The organism is Rhodococcus sp. SORGH_AS_0301 (genome assembly GCF_030818285.1).
In the GTDB taxonomy this organism is placed as follows: domain Bacteria; phylum Actinomycetota; class Actinomycetes; order Mycobacteriales; family Mycobacteriaceae; genus Rhodococcoides.
This window is the reverse complement of the sequence record NZ_JAUTAC010000002.1, coordinates 1,984,479-2,007,489: the sequence shown is the minus strand read 5'-3', so window position 1 is coordinate 2,007,489 and position 23,011 is coordinate 1,984,479. Positions and strand designations below refer to the sequence as shown.

Genomic DNA, 23,011 nt, shown 5'->3' with positions numbered 1-23,011 from the left:
TGATCGTCGCGATGGACGGCCCGTCCGGTACCGGCAAGTCGTCCGTCTCCCGCCTGTTGGCGACCCGGCTCGGTGCGTCCTACCTCGACACCGGTGCGATGTACCGCGCGGCGACGGCATGGGTGCTGACGAACGACGTCGATCCCGGAGACGCGGACGCCGTCGCTGCGCTCACCGAGTCCATCGACCTCTCCATCGGCACCGATCCCACGGGGGAGCGGGTCGAGGTGTCGGGCGAGGACGTCACCGGTCCGATCCGCGGGTCCGCCGTGACGGCGGCCGTCTCCGCGGTGTCCGCCGTTCCCGCAGTGCGCGAGAAACTCGTTGCGCTGCAACGAGAGATCGCGGACACTGCCGGTCGGATCGTCGTGGAGGGTCGCGACATCGGCACCGTCGTCCTCACCGACGCACACATCAAGATCTATCTGACCGCGTCCGCGGAGACGCGCGCCACGCGTCGTAACGACCAGAACATCGCCGAGGGCCGCGGGGACGACTACGACGCCGTGCTCGCCGACGTCCAGCGTCGGGACCACGCGGACTCCACACGTGCCACGTCCCCGCTGCGACCCGCGGACGACGCGGTCACCGTGGACACCAGCGACCTCGACAAGGACGCGGTGATCGACGAATTGACGCGTCTGGTCACCGAGCGTCTGGACATCCGGCGTCCGACTCATGCCCCGGAAGGAGCACGCTCATGAGCGACAACACATTCGACACGCTCGACGCGACCGAGGTCTACGCCTCGGACGGCATCTGGTCCGAGGAGTCGGACTGGGAGGACATCGACTTCGAGGGTGACGGCGAGGCCGAGGCCGAGGTCGCCGTTCCCACCCTCGCCGTCGTCGGTCGGCCCAACGTGGGCAAGTCCACGCTCGTCAACCGCATCATCGGCCGCCGCGAGGCCGTGGTGGAGGACGTTCCCGGCGTCACCCGCGACCGTGTCTCGTACGAGGCCAACTGGTCCGGACGTCGATTCATGGTGCAGGACACCGGCGGCTGGGAGCCCGACGCCAAGGGGATGCAGCAGTCGATCGCCCGGCAGGCCGAGATGGCGATGCAGACAGCGGACGCCATCCTGCTCGTCGTCGACGCCGTCGTCGGTGCGACGGCGACGGACGAGGCCGTGGCACGGGTCCTGCGTCGGTCGAAGACACCGGTCATCCTGGTGGCCAACAAGGTCGACGACGAGCGCACGGAATCCGAAGCGGCACTGCTGTGGTCGCTGGGTCTCGGTGAGCCCCGTCCGGTCAGTGCGACGCACGGCCGCGGTACCGGCGATCTGCTCGACGACGTCCTGGCAGTCCTGCCCGAGACGCCCCGCGAGGGAACCGGTGTCGCCGGCCCTCGTCGTGTCGCCCTGGTCGGCAAGCCGAACGTGGGCAAGTCCAGCCTGCTGAACAAGCTCACCGGTGACGAGCGATCGGTCGTGCACGACGTCGCCGGCACCACCGTCGATCCGGTCGACTCACTGGTGGAACTGGGCGGCAAGGTGTGGCGTTTCGTCGACACCGCGGGGTTGCGCAAACGCGTCAGTCACGCCAGCGGCGCCGAGTTCTACGCCTCGCTCCGCACCAAGGGCGCCATCGACGCGGCCGAGGTCGCGATCCTGCTGCTCGACGCGTCCGAGGTCATCTCCGAGCAGGACCTGCGGGTGCTCTCGATGGTCGCCGACGCCGGCCGCGCACTGGTCATCGCGTTCAACAAGTGGGACCTCGTAGACGACGACCGTCGTGGCCAGCTCGAGAAGGAGATCGACCGGGACCTGATGCGCGTGCCGTGGGCGCAGCGCGTCAACGTCTCGGCCAAGACCGGTCGTGCGGTGCAGAAGCTCGTGCCCGCTCTGGAGACGTCGCTCGCGTCGTGGGACAAGCGCATCACGACCGGTCAGCTGAACTCCTGGCTCAAGGAGGTCGTGGCCGCGACGCCGCCGCCGATGCGTGGTGGTCGACTGCCGCGCGTCATGTTCGCCACGCAGGCGAGCACGCGGCCGCCGACGTTCGTGCTGTTCACCACCGGTTTCCTCGAGGCCGGGTACCGCCGGTTCCTCGAGCGCCGACTGCGTGAGGAGTTCAACTTCGACGGCAGTCCGGTGCGGATCTCGGTGCGTATCCGGGAGAAGCGGGACCGCAAGAAGAAGTAGGCGACTGCCCCGGTGGTGCTGCTGAGGCGATTGGCGTCCAGCGTCGCCACTGGGGTAGTGTTTGCTCGTTCCCTTCGGGACACACACGATCCCTTTCGAGGGATCGCGGGCTGTGGCGCAGCTTGGTAGCGCACCTGACTGGGGGTCAGGTGGTCGCAGGTTCAAATCCTGTCAGCCCGACACAGAAATGGCTCCGGACGGTTGTCCGGGGCCATTTTCCATGTTCGCGTCCAGTGCGGTGCGCGCGGAGGCCGCGCCCGTGGTCGTCGACTTCCTCGGCAGCTGAGAGAGCCTGCCGTGGGAGAATGACGGGAGTACATCACCCGTCAGGAGTGCGCGAAGGAGGGCAGCGGCGGTGTCTTCCTCCCCGGCGATGAGTCGTCGAGAACGGAACAAGCAGGACAAGCTCGACCGCATCACCACGGCGGCACGCGACCTCTTCGCCGAGTACGGCGTGAGTGAGGTGACCACACAACAGGTCGCCGACCGCGCCGACGTGGGAACCGGAACGGTCTTCCTGTACGCGAAGAACAAGGGTGAACTGCTTCTTCTGGTGCAGAACTCGGACTATGCGAGCGCGCTCGAGCGGGGCATCGCCGCGGCCGCCCACGTCGTGGACCCGGTCGAGGCCGTCATGGCCGTCCTCATGCCGGTCGTCGAGTGCAACCGCAAGCAGATCGAGAACGGCCGGACCTATCAGCGAGAGGTCGTGTTCGGTGACGACACGGAACCTCATCGTCGTGAAGCGTTGTCACTCGCCGCGCGGACCGAGGCGGTCGTCGCGGAGATCCTCGGCCGCGACGACGACGACGCGACGCACCACCCGGACCGGCAGGTGCAGGCCCACATCGTCTCCGCCATCCTGTTTCTCAGCATGGCTCTGACGGCGAACGCGACCAAGAGTGTCGCGGACGTGGCGGCAGAGATCGAGATGCAGATCGGTGTCCTGCTCGGCCGTTGAGGCCACTCACGGCGTGTCGAACATGAAGAAACCTTCATCGTCGTCTCATGGGACGGTCATGGACCCCCGGCATAGTTGCTGTCATGCGCTCCTCCCGCCCACTCGCCGCGGCCGCCGTCCTGGTGGCCATCGCGTGCGTTCTCGTCGCCGGGGTCCTGGTGACGCGATCACCGGCGCCACGCCTCGACCCCTCGCCCGTCGTGGTGAGTGTGGCGCCGGAGCCGACGCCCGAGGTGATCGCTCCCACACCTGATGTCCCGCCTGCCTCTCCCGCGCCCGCGCCGGCCGCTCCCGCTCCGATCACACCGCCGCCAGTTCAGGCCCCAGTGCAGGCACCGCCGATCGTCGACTTCTCCGAGGACGACGCGGACGACGCGGACGACGGCGATGACGGCGCCGACGACGTCGACGGCGGTGACGACGATGAGTGACGCCGCCGGTGTCTCGGCTCGCCGTGGATCGGCACTTCCGGCACGGTGGAAGATCACCGCCTGGATCATGTTGACGACCCTTCTTCTGTTGGTGGTCGTGCTGGTGACCGCCCGCAATCTGCTGTTGCGCGACGTCGACGTGCGCGCCAACGGGGACGTCGCGCAGGAAGCCGAGGAGTTCCGGACCTTCGCGTCCGAGGGGGTCGATCCCACGACGACGCAGCCGTTCGTCTCGGTGGAGCGGCTTCTCGAGGTGTACCTCGCCCGGCAGTCGGCCGGCACGGGTGAAGTGATGTTCGGCGTCGTGGGCGACTCGGTACTGACTCAGCCCGGCGTCGATGTGCCGACCGTGCTCGCACCGGGGTCACCGATCCTGACGACGGTCGTGCAGTCGGCCGAACCCGCCGGAGTGCTGGACACCGACAACGGCGAGATGCGGTGGGGGCACGTCGTCATCGACGACGCGACCGGCCGCGCCGGCACGTTCGTCGTCACGGCGTTCACCGGTGCGAACCGTGATCTCGTCGATCGGACCATGCGAACCATGGCAGTGGTCGGCGCCGTCGGACTGCTGCTGACGACAGGAATCGCGTATCTCGTCGCCGGTCGTATTCTCGCTCCTGTCCGCACGGTGCGCACGGTCGCGGCCGAGATCGGGGAGACGGATCTGACCGCGCGCGTCCCGGTCCACGGGCGCGACGACATCTCCGATCTCGCCGAGACGTTCAATGCGATGCTCGACCGGCTGGAGCAGGCGTACACCACCCAGCGACAGTTCGTCGACGATGCCGGACACGAACTGCGCACGCCGATCACGATCGTCCGGGGACATCTCGAGCTCATGTCGGAGGACCCGGAGGAGCGGCGGCGTACGTTGGCGCTCGTCGACAGCGAGCTCGCCCGCATGGGGCGGATCGTCAGCGATCTGCTCATGTTGGCCAAGGCCGAGCAGCCCGATTTCGTCGTGCCCGCCCCCGTCGATGCGGCGCAACTCGTCCTCGACATCGAGTCGAAGGTGCAGACGCTCGGCGATCGGCAGTGGTTGCTGATGCAGGTCGCGGAGGGCTCGTGTGTTCTGGACGCCCAGCGCGTCACGCAGGCCATGGTCCAGCTCGCGGCCAACGCCGTCGGACACACCGAGGACGGGAGCCGCATCCGGCTCGGATCGACCTTCCACGACGACGGGGACGCTCGACGGTTGTCGCTGTGGATCGCCGACGACGGGCCCGGCGTCCGCCCCGAGGACGCGCCCGTCATCTTCGACCGTTTCCAACGCGGATCGCCCGCCGACCGGACGTCACCGGCAGCGCGGTCGGGAGCCGGCCTCGGACTCGCCATCGTCCGTGCCATCGCCGACGCCCACGGCGGCTCCGCCTGGGTGCGCAGTGTGCACGGCGAGGGGGCGACGTTCGGCCTCGACCTCCCGGCTCCGGGCCACAGCCCGCGGTCCGAGACCGGCCCGGCGCCCACGACAGACGATGCACTCACGAAGGAGATCCGATGAGCCGAATCCTGATCGCGGAGGACGACATCCACATCGCCTCCTTCGTCGGCAAGGGTCTGCGGGCCGCCGGGTACACCACCGAGCACGTCGCCGACGGCGAGACCGCGCTCATGATGGCGCGTGGCGGTGGCTTCGACATGGTGGTGCTCGACATCGGCCTGCCGGCGATGGACGGGTTCACGGTGCTCCGACAGTTGCGCGGCGAGGGTGTGTCGACACCCGTGGTGGTCCTGACCGCTCGGGACAGCGTGCGCGACACCGTTGCCGGGCTCGAGGGCGGCGCCAACGACTACATGACCAAGCCCTTCCAGTTCGCCGAGCTCCTCGCACGGGTACGCCTGCGGTTGCAGGACGACACCGCAGGTTCGGCGGACAACTCGCTGACCTCGGGGGACCTTCGTCTCGATCTGCGGTCACGCCGTGTGCACGTGGGGGAGTCGGTCGTCGATCTGACGGCGCGCGAGTTCGCTCTGCTCGAGACGTTCCTGCGCCACCCCGACCAGGTGCTGTCCCGTGAGCAGATCCTCGGGCAGGTGTGGGGATACGACTTCGATCCGGCCTCGAACGTGGTCGACGTCTACGTGCGTGCGTTGCGCGCGAAGATCGGCGCCGAGCGTGTGGAGACCGTGCGCGGGATGGGATACCGCGTCCGATGACCGTCACCGAGTTCGCGACGACGCCGCCCGGGCGGCGTACTCCCACCAGTCCTGTCCCGACCCGGACGCCGCGGCGAGTTCCGACGCCGTCGCCGCGGACCCTCGTCAGTGCCGTCATTCTCGCGGTGCTCGCCGTCGGTGTCGTCCTGGCAGGAGTGGCCGGCGATCTGACCGCACACGGGACCATCACGGTGCTGGTCTTCCTCGTCGCGGTGTGGATGTGGATCTTCTCGCCCCTCGACGACACCCACGTCGCTCTGGGCGCCGCTCTGACGTTGGTGATCCTGGGTCCCGTGTCCACCGAGACCTTCACGCGCACACTGGGTGACACCGTGATCTGGCTGTTGGTCGGGTCGTTCGTCATCGCCGCGGCGGTGACGGCCAGCGGCCTGTCCGCTCGGGTTGCGGCACGCGTGCTGTCGGTCGCCCGGTCGCCGCGGCAGCTCGTCCATCTGGTCACCCTCGTGCTGCTCCTGACGACCTTCGCGATCCCGTCGACGTCGGGCCGGGCTGCGCTCGCGCTGCCGGTGTTCCTCGCTCTGGCGACCGTTCTGCGTGAACGGCCCCGAGTGGTGCTGACGCTGTCCCTGGTCTTCCCCGCGGTGATCCTCTGCTCCGCGGTCGGGTCGCTGCTGGGGGCCGGCGCGCACCTCATCACCAGCGAGATCGTGCGCACGACGACCGGATCGGGCATCGGGTTCCTGCAGTGGGCGATCCTCGGACTGCCGCTCGCGATCGTGTGGTCGCATCTCGCGGCGGAGATCGCGCTGTCCCTGTTCACCGATCGAGCGGAGCGACGCCGACCGCTCTCGGTGACACGCGACGCGTTCGGCGGGTCCGCCGGACCACTCACCGTCCCGCAGAAGCGTGTCCTGCTCGTCCTGGTCGCCGTCGTGACCCTGTGGTGCACCGAGCCGGTGCACGGTGTCGAACCGGCCATCGTCGCGATGATCGGCGCACTACTCGCGTCGGCACCGTTCGTCGGGGCCACCACGCTGCCTGCTGCCGTCCGCACCATCCCGTGGAGCCTGCTGCTCTTCATGGCCGGAACACTGTGTCTCGGAGTGGCGCTGACCACGACGGGTGCCGCCGAGTGGTTCGCCGACCTGGTCTTCGGGCCCATCAGCGCGCTCGGGTCGTCCGCCGCGACCGTGTTCGTGGTCGTACTGGTGCTGGTGTCGCTGCTGTCCCACCTCGTGGTCCAGTCACGGTCCGCCCGCTCCGCGGTGCTCGTCCCCGTCGTCGTCGCCACTGCGCCGGTGCTCGGCATCGATCCCGCCGCGGCGGCGTTCGCTTCCACCGCTGCCGCCGGCTTCTGCCTCACCCTCACCAGTTCGGCCAAACCGGTGGCGATGTTCGCCGCGAGCGACTCCGTCCCGGGGTTCTCGGCAGGCCACCTTCTCCGCCTGTCCGCCGCGGTCGCCCCGGTGTCCGTCGCTCTCGTTCTCGTCTGCTCGGTATGGGTGTGGCCTGCCCTCGGTCTTCCGCTGTACCTGCCCTGACTGCTCCCACCCCTATCTCAGGAGAACCATGTCCACACGAGTTCCCCAGCGCATCCTCGTCGCCCCCAGCGGTTTCAAGGAGAGCCTCTGCGCCGAGTCCGTCGCGTCCGCCATCGCATCGGGGGTGCGGCGCGCACTACCCGGAGTTCGGGTCGACACCGCGCCCATCGCCGACGGCGGTGAGGGAACGGCACGCACACTGGCGGCCGCGACGCGCGGCACCCTCCACGAGACGACGGTCGTCGGACCGGTGGGGGAGCCGGTGCCCTCGCACTGGGCCCGACTCGGTGGCTCCGAGCGCTCCGTCGCCGTGGTGGAGATGGCGGCTGCGGCGGGGCTCTCCCTCGTACCGCACGATCGGCGCGATCCCGGCGCGACCACCACCTACGGTGTCGGCCAGCTCATGGCCGCGGCGCTCGACGCGGGCGCGGACACGATCCTGGTGGGTTGCGGCGATTCCGGCACCTGCGACGGGGGAGCCGGGGCACTGCAGGCGCTCGGCGCCAGGATCCTCGACGTGCAGGGCCGTGAGATCGGCCGCGGCGGTCGAGAACTGATCCGGGCGCACCACCTCGATCTGACGGCGCTGCATCCCCGTCTCGCCGAGGTCGACGTCGTGCTCGCGTGCAATCCGCACAACGTACTGTGCGGACCCAGCGGTGTCGCCCGCGTGTTCGGACCGCAGAAGGGGGCGTCCCCGGATCAGGTGGACGAACTCGCCGCCGCCCTGGACAACTGGGCGCGCGTCCTCGAGCGGGACGGTGTGGCCACCGGCGATGTGGCGACCGGAGCGGGCACGGGAGCGTCGGGCGGACTGGGTGCAGGACTCGCGGCCGGGGTCGGGGCGCAGTTGCGGTCCCGCTTCGATGCGTTGCTGGACTCGGGCCTGTCGGGAATCGACCTCGACCGCCGAATCCGCAAGGCGGACCTCGTCATCACTGCCGAAGGGTCCATCGACTTCCAGACCCCGCGTGGCAAGGTCCCGGCGGAGGTGGCGCGGCGCTGCCAGCAGTTCGGCGTGCCGGTGATCGCGTTGGCGGGATCACTCGGTCGCGGAGCGCCGGCGGTGCACGACGTGGGCATCGCCGCCATCGCGTCCATCATCACGGTGCCGATGCCGTTGTCCGAGGCGGTCGCGAACGGCGAGCGGTTGCTCACCGACGCCGCCGAACGGACCATGCGCATGATCCTGCTCGGGGGTGCGGTCTCCGCTCGATCCGGTAATCGGAGTCGCAAGAAGTCGGCGTGAGGCCGGTCGATGTCGGCGTCAGCGAATGCCGAGGATGGCGTCCAGCAGCGACGGAACACTCGGCGCGGTCACGATCGTCGGGGTCGCCAGATCGAACGCCCCGAGCGCGGTGAGTACGTCGTCGCTCTGGGTCGCCGGGCCGCCGTAGGTGTTGGCAGCGACCGTGAAGTCGTCGCCGATGGAGGCCGAGGCGACGACGCTGGACCCGTCGTCCGCCCAGCCCCACTTCGTTCCGGTGGCGGCGGCGAGTCGACCGGTGCCCCAGTCCTGGACCGTGCCGTCGGCCGCGACCGGTAGCGCCGTGGTCATCCACGTGAGGACGGGGCTGCCGGGATCGGTGCGCTTCTTGGTGTCGAGGAAGCGCACGGTGTCGGCCGTGCTGGTGTAGGAGTCGCCCCAGAAGCTGCCTCGCGAGGTCGCGGTCAGTCCGTACTCGCGCGCCGCGGCGTCGATGGCGCCGGGGTACTTGCTGTCGAGCAGCGAGGCGGCCCAGTCGTCGCTCACCTGGATCATGCGAGCGGCGAGGTCGCGGTCCTCCGCGGACGAATCACCGTGTCGGAGCACGTGATCCGCCAGGTAGAGCTTGACCGTGGAGAGTCCCGGCCGTGCCTCGTTCTCGTTGGCAGTGCCGACGTGGACGCCCGTGGAGAGCGAGGTGTACGACAGGGAGGTCCGCTCCGGGACGCCGGAGAAGTCGCCCGGTGCGGGCGCGGCGCTCGCGGGGGCCGCGAGGGCGGTGACCAGTGCGACGCCCACTGCGGCGGTCGCGAACCAGGTGGCCGGTCGTCTGTGTCGAACGTTCATCGTGCTGCCCCTCCGGCGGTCGTGCCGCCGACGAACGACGAACACCGTCGAATCTATTGCCTCCGCTACCGGAACGGTGGACGACGCCGCGGTGGCGTGGTGGGGATCACATACCCGCGCGGCCCGGTGATCACGCTGTCCCGGAGTGAACAGCCGCTGAGAAATTGCTGTGACTCGTCGGCATGTTCACCGATCCGTCACCGCAGTGTCGGATCGATGGGCAATACTCGCGTCGTGACACGCACACCCTTCCCCGCAGCCTCCCGGTCGACGACGCCCGGCGCAGCACCCCTGTCCAACGATCCGACGGATCCGTCGGAGACCGACCTCGCGATGGTCGCCTTCCTGCGGCGGTGGTACGTCTACGGCGGCGGCCGCGCCGAGGACATCCTGGTGGAGTTCGGACTCACGCCCCACGAGTTCTTCGGTCGTGTGAAGGTGTTGCTGGAGAACGGCGTTCGGGTCACCGACCGCGCGCTGGTCGAGCCCATGCTCGCCGTCTGCCGGAAGCGGCTCTGGCTCGGTCAGTGACGACCGGCCTCACACCGACCGTGAAGTGACGTTCTCTCGCTCCGACGACCGCCGTGTGCGTGTCGAGGGACACGCACACGGCGCACGCGTCTGTCAGCGCAGGTGATGGACCTCCTGCAGCCCGTACACGGGGGTGTCCAGGCCTTCGTACCGAGCCTTCAGCTGTAGGCCGAGGTAGAGCGAGTAGTGCCGCGACTGGTGCAGGTTGCCGCCATGGAACCACAGGTTGTCCTGCTGCGTCGGCTTCCACATGTTGCGCTGTTCGCCCTCCCACGGGCCGGGGTCCTTGGTGGTGTCGGAACCGAGACCCCAGCACTTGCCCACCTTGTCGGCCGTCTCCTGGTCCACCAGGTCGGCCACCCAGCCGTTCATCGATCCGTAGCCCGTCGCGTACACGACGAGATCGGCCTCGAGTTCCGTCCCGTCGGACAGCACCACCGCGTTCTCCGTCAGGTGGTCGACCTGGCCGCCGACGAGGTGGATGCTGCCGTCCGCCACCAGCTCCGAGGCGCCGACATCGATGTAGTAGCCGGAGCCGCGCCGCAGGTACTTCATGAAGAGTCCGGAGCCGTCGTCTCCGAAGTCGTGCTGGAAGCCGGCCTTCTTAAGGCGGTCGTAGAAGTCCCTGTCCTTCTCGGCGATCTGCTGGTACACCGGGATCTGGAACTCGTGCATGATGCGGTACGGCAGTGAGGCGAAGGTGAGATCCGCTTTCTGCGTGGTCATTCCGGATTCGACGGCGCGCTCGGAGTACAGGTCGCCCAGCGCGATCTCGCACAGCGAGTCGGACTTGACGATGTGAGTGGACGATCGCTGGAGCATCGTGACGTCGGCGCCCGTCTCGAACAGCGCCTTGCAGATGTCGTGCGCCGAGTTGTTCGAGCCCACCACCACGACCTTCTTGCCGACGTAGGCGTCCGGACCGGGATGCTGACTCGAGTGATGCTGCTCGCCTCGGAAGACGTCCATTCCCGGGAAGTCGGGGATGGAGGCCTTGCCGGACATGCCCGTCGCCATCACCAGCTGCTTCGGTCGCAGCGTCACCTCCTCGCCGTCACGATCGACCACCACGGTCCATTCCCCGGCCGCCTCGTCGAAGGTCGCCGACAGGGCGGTCGTCTTCGTCCAGTACGGCACCTCCATGACCTTCGTGTACATCTCGAGCCAGTCGCCGATCTTGTCCTTCGGGGCGAACACCGGCCAGTTGTCCGGGAACGGCAGGTAGGGGAGGTGGTCGTACCAGACCGGATCGTGGAGGCACAGCGACTTGTAGCGTCCTCGCCACTGATCACCGGGGCGCTCGCCGCGATCGACGACGATGGCCGGGACGCCCATCTGACGCAGGCGAGCGCCCAGAGCGATGCCACCCTGACCGCCGCCGACGACGAGGGCGTAGGGCTGGATGCCGTATCCCAGTTCCTTCTCCTCCGCCTCGCGTCGCTCGGCCCAGGTCTTCGTCTCCTTGTTCGAGCCGTGCACAGCCCCCATCGGTCGCGCGTGCCCGCGCGGTTCCTCGTACCCCTTCAGTTCCTGCATCGTCGTCAGCAAGGTCCAGGCGAGCGACTCACCGGACTCCGCGTCGGTGCGTAGCCGCAGATGTCCCTTGCCGCGTGCCGTCGCGGTCTCGAACTCGATCCATGCGGAAGTGACACCGTCGGCCTCGTCGGGTGTCTCGGTCGTGCGAAAACCCTGCGGAGCGACGTCGGCGAGCCGTGCCGTCAGCATGTCGGCGATACCGTCGCGTCCCTCCACCGTCTTGAGGTTCCAGGTGAACGTCACCAGGTCGCGCCAGAAGCTGTCGACGGCGAACATCGCGACGACTCGATCGATGTCCCGCGCAGCGATCCCCGCTTCGAAATCGGCCAACCATGCGTCGACCCGCTGCTGCGGCGAGATGCTCTGCGTGGGTGGCTCGAGGGTCTGGGTCATGACAACTCCGTCTTCGTCGTTCCGTGGTCGTGCTCGTGTGATGCACAGCACACGCCGTGGACGCGGTCCGAGGAAGAGTTGCAGCGGGTTGCAGTCGCAGGTGCAACCGACTGCAACCCTGTCGTGCTGTGCCGCGTGTCACATAGAACGGTGATCACGGCCGTCGCTGGGACGGCCGGTGAGGAGTCGAACGATGCGCGCAGCGGTGTACCACGGGCCCGGCAAGGTCGAGATCGCCGATGTCCCGGAGCCCGACCCGGGACCGGATCAGGTGAAGATCGCCGTCGGTGCCAACGGCATCTGCGGTACCGACCTGCACGAGTACTACGCCGGTCCCATCTTCGTTCCCACCGAGCCGCACGCCCTGACCGGTCAGCAGATGCCGCTGATTCTCGGACACGAGTTCTCCGGCACCATCACCGAGCTCGGCGCGGGAGTGACGGGATGGTCGATCGGCGACCGTGTCGCCATCGAACCGCTGTACCGCTGCGGGCACTGTGGTCCGTGTCGAGCCGGCAACTACAACGTGTGCCAGTCGATCGGCTTCCACGGACTGATGTCCGACGGCGGTATGGCCGAGTACACGGTGGTGCCGACCGACATGCTGCACGCGCTGCCGGACTCGGTGTCCCTCGATCTGGGTGCGCTGGTGGAGCCGATGTCGGTGGCCTACCACGCGGCGACTCTGGGTGAGGTGCGCGAAGGCGACACCGCGATGGTGTTCGGGGCGGGACCGATCGGCATCGGACTCTGGTTCGCGCTGCGCGGCACGGGGCTCGACGACATCCTCGTGGTGGAGCCGTCCGCGACCCGGCGGGCAGCGATCGAGGCGCTCGGTGCACGCACTCTCGACCCCACGTCCGTCGACGTCCCCGCGCTGGTGGCCGACGAGACGGACGGGCGCGGCGCCGACGCCGTGTACGACGCGGCCGGTGTCGCGCCGGCGGTGGCGACCGCGCTGGCGTGCGTCGGGTCCCGCAAGCCGATGGTCAGCGTGGCGATCTACGAGAAGCCGCTCACCACGCCGCTTCTCGAACTGGTGATGAAGGAGGCCCGCATCCAGGGGTCGCTCTGCTACACCTCCGCCGACTACGACGCCGTCATCGCTCTGATGGCCGACGGCGTGTACGACCCCACCGGGTGGGTGTCGCGCATCGGGATGGACGCGGTGATCGACGACGGTTTCGAGGCACTGCATGCCGGCACGAAGATGAAGGTTCTCGTCGATCCGTCGCTCTGACCTCCGTCCCGGACATCCACCATCACATGAAGGAGACACGCATGAGCATCGACGGACAGGTCGCACTCGTCACCGGCGCAGGACAGGGAATCGGGAGGGGAATCGCCCTCCGACTCGCGCGGGACGGCGCGGACATCGCGCTCGTCGACGTGCACCCCGACGGCATCGGCCAGGTCGCCGACGAGGTGCGGGAGCTCGGTCGCGCAGCCACGACGATCGTCGCCGACGTCAGCGATCGCCGCCAGGTGTTCGACGCCGTGAACCGGGCCGCCGCCGAGCTGGGAGGTCTCGACATCATGGTCAACAATGCCGGGATCGCACTCGTCGGCCCGCTGTCCGAGGCCACGCCGGAGGAGGTCGGCCGCATCCTGTCGATCAACGTCGAAGGTGTGCTGTGGGGTATCCAGGCGGCCGCCGCGACGTTCATCGAACTCGGTCGGCCCGGCCGCATCATCAACGCGTCGTCCATCGCAGGGCACGACGGGTTCGAGATGCTCGGTGTGTACAGCGCCACCAAGTTCGCCGTGCGCGGTCTCACGCAGGCCGCCGCCAAGGAGTACGCCTCCGCCGGTATCACCGTGAACGCCTACTGCCCGGGTGTGGTCGGCACGGACATGTGGGTCACCATCGACAAGCGGTTCGCCGAACTGACCGGCGCGGAGGAGGGCGCGACCTACGAGAAGTTCGTGGGCGGTATCGCGTTGGGCCGAGCCGAGACTCCCGACGACGTCGCGGGATACGTGTCCTACCTCGCCGGGCCCGACGCGGCGTACATGACCGGTCAGGCCGGTCTCATCGACGGCGGACTCGTCTACCGATGACCGATCGGGACAGACCCGGGCATGACGCGCACTGTGATGTGGAGCACAATCGGTGTCGATGACTCGAACCTCCGAACCCGAGCCCGCCGTCGCGGCAGGTGAGGACCCACGTCGGTACGCACAGCTGCTGTCCGCCGTGTACGACGCGACCATGTCGGGTGCCCGCGCGCCCGCTCGCCCTCGCGACGTCATCGGTGACTCGTGGCAGCGCGTGATGAACCTGGGTGTCGATCCGGAGAACCGCGGACCCGCAGATGCTGTCGACGCCGCGGCACTCGAGCAGATGCGTCGAGACTCGGGGCTCGTGGAGATCCTGCCGGAGTTGACCGGGAGCCTGCGTTCGGTTCTGCAGGACTCCGACAACCTACTGGTGGTCGCGGACCGGCTCGGGCGGGTGCTGTGGCGCAGCGGGGCGCCCTCGGTGCTCGACCGCGCCGATCGGCTCGGCTTCGTCGAGGGGGCCGACTGGGCCGAGGACAGTGTGGGAACCAACGCCATCGGCACGGCACTGGTCTCGCGCTCGGCGGTGCAGATCTTCTCCGCCGAGCACTTCGTGCGCACTCACCACGCGTGGACCTGCGCGAGCAGTCCCATCAAGGATCCGCGTACCGGCCGGGTGCTGGGCCTCGTCGACGTCAGCGGACCCGCGAGTTCGGTGCACCCGACCACGCTGGCGCTGATCGATGCCGTGTCTCGACTCGCCGAAGCTCAACTGCGTGAACAGCATCGACGCACGCTCGACAACCTGCGCTCGGTGGCGGCGCCGATGCTGGCTCGGTCGGAGACGCCCGCGCTGGCCGTCGACGGGCACGGGTGGGTCGCGGCGGTGGCGTCGGTCCCGGTGCGCAATCGGGTGCTGCTCCCCGACGAGGTGGCGCCGGGCCGACTGTGGGTACCGACGCTCGGCGTGTGCGATCTGGAGCCGCTGCCCGGTGGCTGGATGGTGCGACCGGCGTCCTCGCAACGCGACGGAGTGGTCGACGGGGAGTCGACGCCGACGAATATCCGCATCGACGTGTCCGACCCCTCGCGCACCCTGGTCGAGGTGTCGAGTCCCTTCGGAACCTGGTCCCACGAGCCGACACCTCGGCACGCGGAGATCCTCTTCCTGCTCGCCGCGAGGAGGGACGGGCGCACCGCGGCAGAACTCGCGACGGAACTGTTCGGCGACAACGGCCGTGCCATCACGGTCCGGGCCGAGATGTCACGGCTGCGCAAGGCCTTCGCCGGCGTGGTGCTCGCGCAGCCGTACCGGATCGACGAGTCCGCTGTCGTGGAGCTGGCCCTTCCGGCGGATCGCTCGCGCATCCTGCCGTACTCGGCGGCGCCGGCCGTGCGCGCGCTGCGCGCACCGGCCCGGTGAGCCTGGCTACTGTCGCCTGATGGACACGCGCCTCGAACGTGCAGAGATCATGCGGACGCTGGACGGTTTCGAGAGTCGGCTCATCGAGGGCGGTGACGAACGACGCGCCTCGGTCGTGGTGGCCGTCGGCGGGGAGCCCGGCGATCGGCACGTGCTGCTGACGAAGCGGCCCTCCCGGATGCGCGCGCATCCGGGCCAGTTCGCGTTGCCTGGCGGGCGTGTCGACGACGGCGAGACACCGGTCGATGCCGCCCTGCGCGAACTCGACGAGGAGGTCGGCATCCGAGTCGGCCCGGACTCCGTGCTCGGGACGCTCGACGACTATCGGACCCGCTCCGGCTACGTCATCCGTCCGTTCGTGGTGTGGATCGCGGACTGGACCGGGGACGCGGTGCCCAATCCTGACGAGGTGGAGTTCCTCTACCGCGTCACCGCGGACGAGCTCGACGTCGACGCCCGGTTCGTGTCGATCGCCGAGTCGCCGCGACCGGTGGTGCAGTGGCCTTTCCGCTCGAGCCTGGTGCACGCGCCCACGGGCGCGGTGGTGCACCAGTTCCGCGAGGTGGTGCTCGGTGGGCGGCACACCCGCGTGCACGACTACGAGCAGCCGGTCTTCGCCTGGCGGTAGCGGCTCGTCGGGTCCGGACGGCGCGCCCGTGTGAAAAGCTCGGGGGATGACCGATCCGGCGTCCGACAGCCCTCGCGACGTGGTCGCCGGTGTCGTCGGCGATCGCATCCTGACGGTGCCCAATGCTCTGAGTGTCGTTCGTCTGCTCGGGGTGCCGGTGTTCCTGTGGTTGTTGCTGGGGGAGCAGGCGTACGGCTGGGCGCTACTGCTGCTCCTGCTCAGCGGGGCCACGGACTGGTTGGACGGCAAGCTCGCCCGGCTGCTCGACCAGTCGTCGGCCCTGGGTGCTCTGCTCGACCCGTTCGTCGATCGCCTGTACGTCGTCACCACACTGGTGGGGTTCGCCCTCGCGGGCATCCTCCCGTGGTGGGTGGCCGTGGTCCTGATCGCGCGGGACGGCATCCTCGCACTCACCCTGCTGCTCTACCGGCGGCGGGGACTCGCTCCGCCCGAGGTGATCTACCTCGGCAAGGCCGCGACGTTCGTTCTGATGAGCGCCCTGCCGTTCCTCCTCGCCGCGCGGGTGGACTGGGTCGGCGCCGACGTGATCGCGGTTCCCGCGCAGGCCCTGCTGGTGTGGGGGACCGCGCTGTACCTCTACACGGGTGCGCTGTACCTCGGCCTGGCGCTCGGTCCGGTCCGACGCCTCCCGCTCGCCGCACGATGAGCCGGGGAGCGCCCGCCTTGCGGAGGCGGAAAGCTCGCCAATACGCTCAGCGCGAGTGCGGTTCTCCTCGTCCGCACCGCGACAACGCCTGCGAAAGGACCCGGTTCACGTGAGCCAGACCGATATCCCCACCGAGTTGCGGTACACGGCCGAGCACGAATGGGTCCAGCGGACCGGCCCCACCACCGTCCGCGTGGGCGTCACCGACTACGCACAGTCGCAGCTCGGCGACGTCGTCTTCGTTCAGCTGCCCACCGAGGACGATGCGGTGTCGGCCGGTGAGTCGCTCGGCGAGGTGGAGTCCACCAAGAGCGTCTCCGACATCTACGCCCCGCTGTCGGCCAAAGTGGTTGCGGTGAACGGTGAACTGGACGGCGACCCCGAACTGGTGAACAGCGATCCGTACGGCGCCGGCTGGCTCGTGGACCTGTCCGTCGACTCCGAGAGCGATCTCGACGACGCCCTCGAGGCGATGATGGACGCCGAGGGGTACGCGTCGATCACGACCACGTAACAGCCGTGCCCGGCGGGCGGGCAAGCACGCCCGGGCGACGGTGTGTGCAAGGTACGGTCGGTAAGGTCCTCACGTGGTTCGGCGGCACCCCGGTCGGGGAACCGCGGAACCGTCAGACAAGCGTGACAAGAGAATGTGCTGAATCGCCTCGTGGGTGAGGGGCGATCAGATCGAGGAGGAGAAACGTGAGCGATAACGGCAACGACGGCGTCTACGGAGAGTCCCCCGCGGAGACCACCTCGGTCTTCCGAGCGGACTTCCTGAACGAGATCGATTCCGCAGCGGCGCCCCAGGGCTCCTCCGACGCACCGGTCTCCGGGGTCGAGGGTCTGCCCGTCGGTTCCGCCCTGCTCGTCGTCAAGCGGGGCCCCAACGCGGGCTCGCGCTTCCTGCTGGACCAGCCCACGACGTCCGCGGGACGCCACCCGGACAGCGACATCTTCCTCGACGACGTCACCGTGAGCCGTCGCCACGCGGAGTTCCGTCAGGACGACGAGGACTTCCAGGTCGTCGACGTCGGCAGCCTCAACGGCACCTACGTCAACCGTGAGCCCGTCGACTCCGCCGTTCTGGCGAACGGCGACGAGGTGCAGATCGGCAAGTTCCGCCTCGTGTTCCTGACCGGTCCGAAGGGTCAGTCCGCAGGCGGCCAGCTCGGCGAGACGTCTGCCGGCGCAGGTAGCTGATGACGGCAGTCGGGCAGCAGTCCGGTGGCGGCATGTCGATCGGGTCCGTACTCGATCGACTGCGCCCGGACTTCCCCGACGTCACCATTTCGAAGATCCGTTTTCTCGAGGCCGAGGGACTGATCTCCCCGGAACGAACGGCGTCGGGTTACCGGAGATTCTCCGTCGAGGACTGCGAGCGCCTGCGCTACGTCCTCACGGCGCAGCGTGATCACTACCTCCCGCTGAAGGTCATCAAGGAGCAGTTGGACGCGCTGGACAACGGCATCCGTTCCGTGGGTCCCGACGGTGTCGCCGCGGCGCCGAAGGGGCCACGTGTGCTGGCTCTGGCGCCCGGAAGTGTCTCGCCCACCGAGTTTCTCGGGGAGCGGCGCGTCCGGATGAGTCGTGCCGACCTGCTCGAGCGTGCGGGCGTGGACGAGCCGTTCCTGCTCGAACTGCAGAAGAGCGGCCTCGTCTCGGCGGGTCCGGCCGGCTTCTACGACGAGGAAGCCGTGGTGCTCGTGCGCACCGCGTGGGCGATGGCGCAGTACGGACTCGAGGTGCGGCATCTGCGCGCGTTCAAGCTCGCCGCGGACCGCGAGGCGAACCTGCTGGCTCAGGTCGCCGGGCCGGTGGCGCTGGGCCGTGACGCGGGCGCGCGAGACCGCGCCGAGGAGCTCGTCCGGGAGCTGGCCGCGTTGTCGCTGTCGCTCCACACGTCGTTGGTCAAGTCCGCGGTGCACGGGATACTGGACAAGTAGTCCCGAGGGCGTGCGTCGGCCGCTCGCACGGCCGGTCGTCGGCGCCGCGGGTCAATACACTGGAGAGCACGTCCGCCCCGTCGAGTGCGCGGGCGACGAGTCACAGCAGCTGGGAGGCGGCGCGATGGGCGAGATGCGCGTGATCGGTATCCGGGTGGAGCAGCCACAGAATCAACCTGTTCTGCTGTTGCGGGAGTCGGACGGCGAACGGTACCTGCCGATCTGGATCGGCCAGACGGAAGCCACGGCGATCGCACTGGAGCAGCAGGGCGTGCAACCGCCGCGTCCGCTGACCCACGATCTCATCGGTGACATCGTCACGGCCCTCGGGCGATCCCTGAAGGAAGTCCGCATCGTCGATCTCCAGGAGGGCACCTTCTACGCCGACCTGGTCTTCGACCAGGACGTGCGTGTCTCGGCACGCCCGTCGGACTCGGTCGCCATCGCCCTGCGAGCCGGCGTGCCGATCTTCGCGGAGGAGCCCGTTCTGGCCGAAGCCGGTCTGGTCATGCCCGACGAGCGCGAGGACGAGGTGGAGAAGTTCAAGGAATTCCTGGACACCATCTCGCCGGACGACTTCAAGGCGACCGACGGTTAGATAACGATCGAGTCTCACCCTTGAGTTGAGGTTGAGGCTTACCGCGTGGCGCGTTGCCTCACGGCTCCGCGGTCCATAGCGTTCGGGTCGATGAAGGACGTGCCGCTCACCGCGGTGAGGGCGTATTCTCGACCTCGCCGAGCGTCACGGATGTCATCGTCGTTCTCACCGCGCGTACCGCACAGGTCCGCGGACGAGGACTCCAGGCGGACCATCCGAGAGGGAGAGAAACACGTGGCAGATCAGCCGCAGGAGCCGGAGCAGATGAGCCTGCTGGCATCGAACGACGTGGACGAGGTGCAACCCGGTCTCTTCCCCGACGATTCGGTTCCGGACGAGTTGGTCGGCTACCGCGTCCCCAGTGCGTGCCAGATCGCCGGCATCACCTATCGGCAGCTGGACTACTGGGCCCGCACCGGCCTCGTGGTGCCGTCCATCCGCGGCGCGGCAGGATCCGGCAGCCAGCGGCTGTACTCCTTCAAGGACATCCTGGTCCTCAAGATCGTCAAGCGACTGCTCGACACCGGCATCTCGCTCCAGAACATCCGCGTCGCCGTCGACCACCTCCGTCGTCGTGGCGTGGCGGATCTGGCCCGCATCACGCTGTTCTCGGACGGCACCACCGTCTACGAGTGCACGTCCGCCGAAGAGGTCGTCGACCTGCTGCAGGGCGGACAGGGCGTCTTCGGGATCGCGGTCAGCGGAGCCATGCGTGAACTGACCGGCGCCATCGCCGACTTCCCCGCCGAGCGTGCCGACGGCGGCGAGAGCCAGCCGACGCCCGAGGACGAGCTCGCCTCCCGCCGCAAGAATCGCGCGAGCCGCAAGACCGGCTGACCCGCCGGCGCGCACTCCCATATACTGAGGAAGCGTCGACGCCGCACGGGAGAGCTTCGCCGGGACGCGGTCCGTCACAGGACCGAGCCCGACGAGCGCCGAAGGAGCAGCACCTCTCCGTCAATCTCTCAGGCACCCGGGACCGTGCGGGCTCCGACGCCTCTGGAAAGTGGTGGAATCGTCCACCCGCCCACGGGGAAAGGCGCCGCACGCGGCGGCCGAATCTCTCAGGCGCCCGGTGTCTCGGGCATCACGACAGAGGGAGAGGGGCGTCCCTCCCTGCGTGTGGGGCGTGCACCTCGTCACCACCACGGGAGATCACGTGACCGCCGAACCCCGCTCGACCTCCGGACTCCGTACCTTCGTCGACCGCCACATCGGGCCCGACGCGGAGCAGACCGCGCGACTCCTCGACGTCATCGGTGTGGCGAGCCTGGACGATCTCGCTGCCGCCGCGGTTCCCGCCGACATCCTCGACGCGGCCGTCGACGGCATCGCGGACGGTCTGGACGCGCTGCCCGCGCCGGTCTCCGAGCACGAGGCACTCGCCGAACTGGCCGCGCTGGCCGCGAGCAACACCGTCGCGACGTCCATGATCGGCCAGGGTTACAGCGCCACGCTCACCCCGCCCGTCCTGGTGCGCAACATCCTCGAGAACCCGGCCTGGTACACCGCGTACACGCCGTACCAGCCCGAGATCAGCCAGGGCCGACTCGAGGCACTGCTCAACTTCCAGACCATGATGTCCGACCTGACGGGTATGGACATCGCCAACTCCTCGATGCTCGACGAGGGCACCGCCGCGGCGGAGGCCATGACGCTGCTGCGCCGAGCCGGCAAGTCGAAGTCGGCCCGCCTGGTCCTCGACACCGACCTGTTCCCGCAGACCCGCGCCGTCATCGCGACGCGCGCGGAGCCGCTCGGCATCGAGCTCGTCGACGCCGACCTCGCGGCGGGCCTGCCCGAGGGCGAGTTCTTCGGTGTCGTGTCGCAGACGCCGGGAGCATCGGGCCGCATCGTCGACCTCACGTCGGTGATCGCCGAGGCGCACGATCGGGGCGCCCTCGTGGCCGTCGGCGCGGACCTCCTCGCCGCCACTCTCGTCACCTCGCCCGGCGAGCAGGGGGCCGACGCGTGCTTCGGCACGTCGCAGCGGTTCGGCGTCCCGATGGGCTTCGGTGGACCCCACGCGGGATACCTGGCCGTGCGCACCTCCCACGCTCGTCAGTTGCCGGGCCGACTCGTCGGCGTCTCCGTCGACGCCGACGGATCGCCCGCCTACCGCCTGGCTCTGCAGACACGTGAGCAGCACATCCGCCGCGAGAAGGCGACGTCCAACATCTGCACCGCGCAGGTGCTCCTCGCCGTCGTCGCCGCGATGTACGCGAGCTACCACGGTGCCGACGGGCTCACCGCCATCGCGCGGCGCGTCGCCGGCCACGCGGCCTCGCTGGGTGCCGCGCTGCGCGCCGGTGGCGTCACCGTGGTGCACGAGAATTACTTCGACACCGTCCTCGCCCGCGTACCCGGCCGCGCGGCCGAGGTGGTCGCCGCCGCGAAGACGACCGCCGCGATCAACCTCCGCTTCGTCGACGACGACCACGTCGGCATCTCCTGCGACGAGGCCACGATCGACGCTCATGTGGAGGCCGTGCTGCAGGCCTTCGGTGTCGAGCCGGCCTCCGGCTCCGCGCCGATCGCCGTTCCCGACGCCCTCTCCCGTACGTCGGAGTTCCTGACGCACCCGGCGTTCACGCGGTACCGCACCGAGACCGCCATGCTCCGGTACCTCCGCGCGCTGTCCGACAAGGACATCGCCCTCGACCGCAGCATGATCCCGTTGGGCTCGTGCACCATGAAGCTCAACGCCACCGCGGAGATGGAGCCCATCACGTGGCCGGGCTTCAACGCCCTGCACCCCTTCGCGCCCGCGGACGATGCTCCCGGCATGGCGCGCATCATCAGCGACCTCGAGGAGTGGCTCGTCGCGGTCACCGGCTACGACGCGGTGTCCCTGCAGCCGAACGCGGGCAGCCAGGGCGAGTACGCAGGCCTGCTGGCGATCCGCAACTATCACCGCAGCCGCGGGGACGACGCACGCACCATCTGCCTCATCCCGTCCAGTGCCCACGGCACCAACGCGGCGTCCGCCGTGATGGCCGGGATGAAGGTCGTGGTGGTGGCGTGCCGCACCAACGGTGACGTGGACGTCGACGACCTGCGCGCCAAGGTGGCCGAGCACGCCGAGTCGCTGGCCGCCATCATGATCACCTACCCCTCGACCCACGGCGTCTACGAACACGAGATCGGCGACATCTGCGCCGCGGTGCACGACGCGGGTGGCCAGGTGTACGTCGACGGCGCGAACCTCAACGCTCTGGTCGGCGTGGCGCGCCCCGGTCGCTTCGGCGGCGACGTCAGCCACCTGAACCTGCACAAGACGTTCTGCATCCCGCACGGCGGCGGCGGCCCCGGCGTCGGTCCGATCGGCGTCCGCTCCCACCTCGCGCAGTTCCTGCCCGGACACCCGTTCGTGGAGGGTCTCGGTGAGACCGGTGCGATCTCGGCCGCACCGTACGGTTCGGCGTCCATCCTGCCGATCACGTGGGCCTACATCCGCATGATGGGTGCCGCCGGTCTACGGCGCGCGACCCTCACCGCGATCGCGTCGGCGAACTACATCGCCCGCCGACTCGACGAGTACTTCCCGGTGCTCTACACCGGCGATCGCTCGATGGTCGCGCACGAGTGCATCCTCGATCTGCGGCCCATCACCAAGCGCACCGGGGTGACGGTCGACGATGTCGCGAAGCGGTTGGCGGACTACGGTTTCCACGCACCGACGATGAGCTTCCCGGTGTCGGGCACCCTCATGATCGAGCCGACCGAGAGCGAGAATCTCGACGAGATCGACGCCTTCGTCGACGCCATGATCGCCATCCGCGCGGAGATCGAACGTGTGGCGTCGGGGGAGTGGACCGTGGACGACAACCCGCTCCGGGGCGCGCCGCACACGGCGCACTGCCTCGTCACGGACTGGACGCACCCGTACTCGCGCGAGGAGGCCGTCTACCCGGCCGGCACCTCGCGCGCCAAGGTGTGGCCGTCGGTGCGGCGGATCGACGGCGCACACGGCGATCGCAACCTCGTGTGCTCGTGCCCGCCGATCGAGGCCTTCGCCTGACCTACTGACACTGGCGC

22 protein-coding genes, 1 tRNA gene and 1 riboswitch are annotated in these 23,011 nt (G+C 69.0%); of the genes, 21 read left to right on the top strand and 2 right to left on the bottom strand.

Features of this window, described 5'->3' with window-relative positions; translation table 11 throughout:
• Nucleotides 1-11 precede the first annotated feature (11 nt).
• The 9 genes from cmk (at nt 12) to QE397_RS09990 (ending at nt 8,449) form a co-directional block, all read left to right on the top strand.
• Nucleotides 12-704 carry a (d)CMP kinase gene (cmk, locus tag QE397_RS10030; RefSeq protein WP_307097472.1) on the top strand — a complete coding sequence of 231 codons (693 nt, stop codon included), beginning with the start codon at nt 12-14 and terminating at the stop codon, nt 702-704.
• On the top strand, nt 701-2,146 hold the full coding sequence (gene der / locus QE397_RS10025) for a ribosome biogenesis GTPase Der (RefSeq protein ID WP_307093143.1): 1,446 nt from the start codon (nt 701-703) through the stop codon (nt 2,144-2,146). The genes cmk and der overlap by 4 nt, the downstream gene beginning before the upstream one ends.
• A 106-nt stretch (nt 2,147-2,252) precedes the next feature.
• Nucleotides 2,253-2,326 (top strand) — tRNA-Pro (locus tag QE397_RS10020).
• A 175-nt stretch (nt 2,327-2,501) separates the two neighbouring features.
• Nucleotides 2,502-3,107 carry a TetR/AcrR family transcriptional regulator gene (locus QE397_RS10015; RefSeq protein ID WP_307093141.1) on the top strand — a complete coding sequence of 202 codons (606 nt, stop codon included), beginning with the start codon at nt 2,502-2,504 and terminating at the stop codon, nt 3,105-3,107.
• 83 nt (nt 3,108-3,190) lie between these two features.
• Entirely contained in the window at nt 3,191-3,538 is a 348-nt protein-coding gene (locus tag QE397_RS10010) for a hypothetical protein (protein ID WP_307093139.1), read from the top strand.
• Nucleotides 3,531-5,042, top strand: coding sequence for an ATP-binding protein (locus QE397_RS10005; RefSeq protein ID WP_307097470.1), 1,512 nt, complete (start codon nt 3,531-3,533; stop codon nt 5,040-5,042). The genes QE397_RS10010 and QE397_RS10005 overlap by 8 nt, the downstream gene beginning before the upstream one ends.
• The gene (locus QE397_RS10000) at nt 5,039-5,698 is read left to right on the top strand and encodes a response regulator transcription factor (RefSeq protein ID WP_056444417.1); all 660 of its coding nucleotides are present in this window, start codon (nt 5,039-5,041) and stop codon (nt 5,696-5,698) included. The genes QE397_RS10005 and QE397_RS10000 overlap by 4 nt, the downstream gene beginning before the upstream one ends.
• Nucleotides 5,695-7,200 (top strand): SLC13 family permease, encoded by a 1,506-nt coding sequence (locus tag QE397_RS09995; RefSeq protein ID WP_307093136.1) that lies wholly within the window; start codon nt 5,695-5,697, stop codon nt 7,198-7,200. Before QE397_RS10000 ends, QE397_RS09995 begins: the two co-directional genes overlap by 4 nt.
• A gap of 28 nt (nt 7,201-7,228) precedes the next feature.
• Complete coding sequence (locus tag QE397_RS09990; protein WP_307093134.1) at nt 7,229-8,449, top strand: glycerate kinase; 1,221 nt, start codon at nt 7,229-7,231, stop codon at nt 8,447-8,449.
• 18 nt (nt 8,450-8,467) lie between these two features.
• On the opposite strand, the gene QE397_RS09985 is transcribed toward QE397_RS09990, so the two are convergent.
• Entirely contained in the window at nt 8,468-9,253 is a 786-nt protein-coding gene (locus QE397_RS09985; protein WP_307093133.1) for a hypothetical protein, read from the bottom strand.
• Nucleotides 9,254-9,487: 234 nt separating this feature from the next.
• Here QE397_RS09985 and QE397_RS09980 point away from each other — a divergent pair, with 234 nt between their 5' ends.
• Entirely contained in the window at nt 9,488-9,784 is a 297-nt protein-coding gene (locus QE397_RS09980; protein WP_307093131.1) for a hypothetical protein, read from the top strand.
• A gap of 93 nt (nt 9,785-9,877) precedes the next feature.
• Here the strand turns inward: QE397_RS09980 and QE397_RS09975 are convergent, their stop codons facing one another.
• Nucleotides 9,878-11,713 carry an NAD(P)/FAD-dependent oxidoreductase gene (locus QE397_RS09975; protein ID WP_307093129.1) on the bottom strand — a complete coding sequence of 612 codons (1,836 nt, stop codon included), beginning with the start codon at nt 11,711-11,713 and terminating at the stop codon, nt 9,878-9,880.
• A gap of 193 nt (nt 11,714-11,906) precedes the next feature.
• On the opposite strand from QE397_RS09975, the gene QE397_RS09970 reads away from it, so the two are divergent.
• The 11 genes from QE397_RS09970 to gcvP all read left to right on the top strand — a co-directional run bounded on the left by QE397_RS09970 (nt 11,907) and on the right by gcvP (nt 22,994).
• Nucleotides 11,907-12,953 carry a 2,3-butanediol dehydrogenase gene (locus tag QE397_RS09970; protein WP_307093126.1) on the top strand — a complete coding sequence of 349 codons (1,047 nt, stop codon included), beginning with the start codon at nt 11,907-11,909 and terminating at the stop codon, nt 12,951-12,953.
• A gap of 41 nt (nt 12,954-12,994) precedes the next feature.
• Nucleotides 12,995-13,774, top strand: a complete 780-nt coding sequence (locus tag QE397_RS09965) for an acetoin reductase (protein ID WP_222631303.1) — start codon at nt 12,995-12,997, stop codon at nt 13,772-13,774.
• A 58-nt stretch (nt 13,775-13,832) separates the two neighbouring features.
• Nucleotides 13,833-15,137: a GAF domain-containing protein gene (locus QE397_RS09960; RefSeq protein ID WP_222632449.1), complete on the top strand. Its 1,305-nt coding sequence runs from the start codon at nt 13,833-13,835 to the stop codon at nt 15,135-15,137.
• A gap of 19 nt (nt 15,138-15,156) precedes the next feature.
• Complete coding sequence (locus tag QE397_RS09955) at nt 15,157-15,765, top strand: CoA pyrophosphatase (protein ID WP_373425222.1); 609 nt, start codon at nt 15,157-15,159, stop codon at nt 15,763-15,765.
• Nucleotides 15,766-15,811: 46 nt separating this feature from the next.
• The gene (locus tag QE397_RS09950; RefSeq protein WP_051613241.1) at nt 15,812-16,432 is read left to right on the top strand and encodes a CDP-alcohol phosphatidyltransferase family protein; all 621 of its coding nucleotides are present in this window, start codon (nt 15,812-15,814) and stop codon (nt 16,430-16,432) included.
• A 109-nt stretch (nt 16,433-16,541) separates the two neighbouring features.
• Complete coding sequence (gene gcvH, locus QE397_RS09945) at nt 16,542-16,946, top strand: glycine cleavage system protein GcvH (RefSeq protein WP_027505442.1); 405 nt, start codon at nt 16,542-16,544, stop codon at nt 16,944-16,946.
• A 185-nt stretch (nt 16,947-17,131) separates the two neighbouring features.
• Nucleotides 17,132-17,632, top strand: a complete 501-nt coding sequence (garA, locus tag QE397_RS09940) for a glycogen accumulation regulator GarA (RefSeq protein ID WP_027505441.1) — start codon at nt 17,132-17,134, stop codon at nt 17,630-17,632.
• The gene (locus QE397_RS09935; RefSeq protein ID WP_027505440.1) at nt 17,632-18,375 is read left to right on the top strand and encodes a MerR family transcriptional regulator; all 744 of its coding nucleotides are present in this window, start codon (nt 17,632-17,634) and stop codon (nt 18,373-18,375) included. The genes garA and QE397_RS09935 overlap by 1 nt, the downstream gene beginning before the upstream one ends.
• 124 nt (nt 18,376-18,499) lie before the next feature.
• Entirely contained in the window at nt 18,500-18,973 is a 474-nt protein-coding gene (locus QE397_RS09930) for a bifunctional nuclease family protein (protein ID WP_027505439.1), read from the top strand.
• Between the two features lie 234 nt (nt 18,974-19,207).
• Nucleotides 19,208-19,810: a MerR family transcriptional regulator gene (locus tag QE397_RS09925; RefSeq protein WP_027505438.1), complete on the top strand. Its 603-nt coding sequence runs from the start codon at nt 19,208-19,210 to the stop codon at nt 19,808-19,810.
• Nucleotides 19,811-19,846: 36 nt separating this feature from the next.
• Nucleotides 19,847-19,965: riboswitch (glycine riboswitch) on the top strand.
• A 167-nt stretch (nt 19,966-20,132) separates the two neighbouring features.
• Complete coding sequence (gcvP, locus tag QE397_RS09920) at nt 20,133-22,994, top strand: aminomethyl-transferring glycine dehydrogenase (RefSeq protein WP_307093119.1); 2,862 nt, start codon at nt 20,133-20,135, stop codon at nt 22,992-22,994.
• The last annotated feature ends 17 nt before the right edge of the window (nt 22,995-23,011 follow it).

Bases quoted from the DNA above. Each gene is read 5' to 3' on its own strand.
- QE397_RS09995 (WP_307093136.1), top strand. From the start codon at position 5,695: ATGACCGTCACCGAGTTCGCGACGACGCCGCCCGGGCGGCGTACTCCC.
- QE397_RS09985 (WP_307093133.1), bottom strand. From the start codon at position 9,253: ATGAACGTTCGACACAGACGACCGGCCACCTGGTTCGCGACCGCCGCA.
- QE397_RS09960 (WP_222632449.1), top strand. From the start codon at position 13,833: ATGACTCGAACCTCCGAACCCGAGCCCGCCGTCGCGGCAGGTGAGGAC.
- cmk (WP_307097472.1), top strand. From the start codon at position 12: ATGGACGGCCCGTCCGGTACCGGCAAGTCGTCCGTCTCCCGCCTGTTG.
- QE397_RS09990 (WP_307093134.1), top strand. From the start codon at position 7,229: ATGTCCACACGAGTTCCCCAGCGCATCCTCGTCGCCCCCAGCGGTTTC.
- QE397_RS09955 (WP_373425222.1), top strand. From the start codon at position 15,157: ATGGACACGCGCCTCGAACGTGCAGAGATCATGCGGACGCTGGACGGT.
- QE397_RS09950 (WP_051613241.1), top strand. From the start codon at position 15,812: ATGACCGATCCGGCGTCCGACAGCCCTCGCGACGTGGTCGCCGGTGTC.
- QE397_RS10000 (WP_056444417.1), top strand. From the start codon at position 5,039: ATGAGCCGAATCCTGATCGCGGAGGACGACATCCACATCGCCTCCTTC.
- QE397_RS10010 (WP_307093139.1), top strand. From the start codon at position 3,191: ATGCGCTCCTCCCGCCCACTCGCCGCGGCCGCCGTCCTGGTGGCCATC.
- QE397_RS09965 (WP_222631303.1), top strand. From the start codon at position 12,995: ATGAGCATCGACGGACAGGTCGCACTCGTCACCGGCGCAGGACAGGGA.
- QE397_RS09935 (WP_027505440.1), top strand. From the start codon at position 17,632: ATGACGGCAGTCGGGCAGCAGTCCGGTGGCGGCATGTCGATCGGGTCC.
- QE397_RS09975 (WP_307093129.1), bottom strand. From the start codon at position 11,713: ATGACCCAGACCCTCGAGCCACCCACGCAGAGCATCTCGCCGCAGCAG.
- QE397_RS10005 (WP_307097470.1), top strand. From the start codon at position 3,531: ATGAGTGACGCCGCCGGTGTCTCGGCTCGCCGTGGATCGGCACTTCCG.
- der (WP_307093143.1), top strand. From the start codon at position 701: ATGAGCGACAACACATTCGACACGCTCGACGCGACCGAGGTCTACGCC.
- QE397_RS09930 (WP_027505439.1), top strand. From the start codon at position 18,500: ATGGGCGAGATGCGCGTGATCGGTATCCGGGTGGAGCAGCCACAGAAT.
- QE397_RS09970 (WP_307093126.1), top strand. From the start codon at position 11,907: ATGCGCGCAGCGGTGTACCACGGGCCCGGCAAGGTCGAGATCGCCGAT.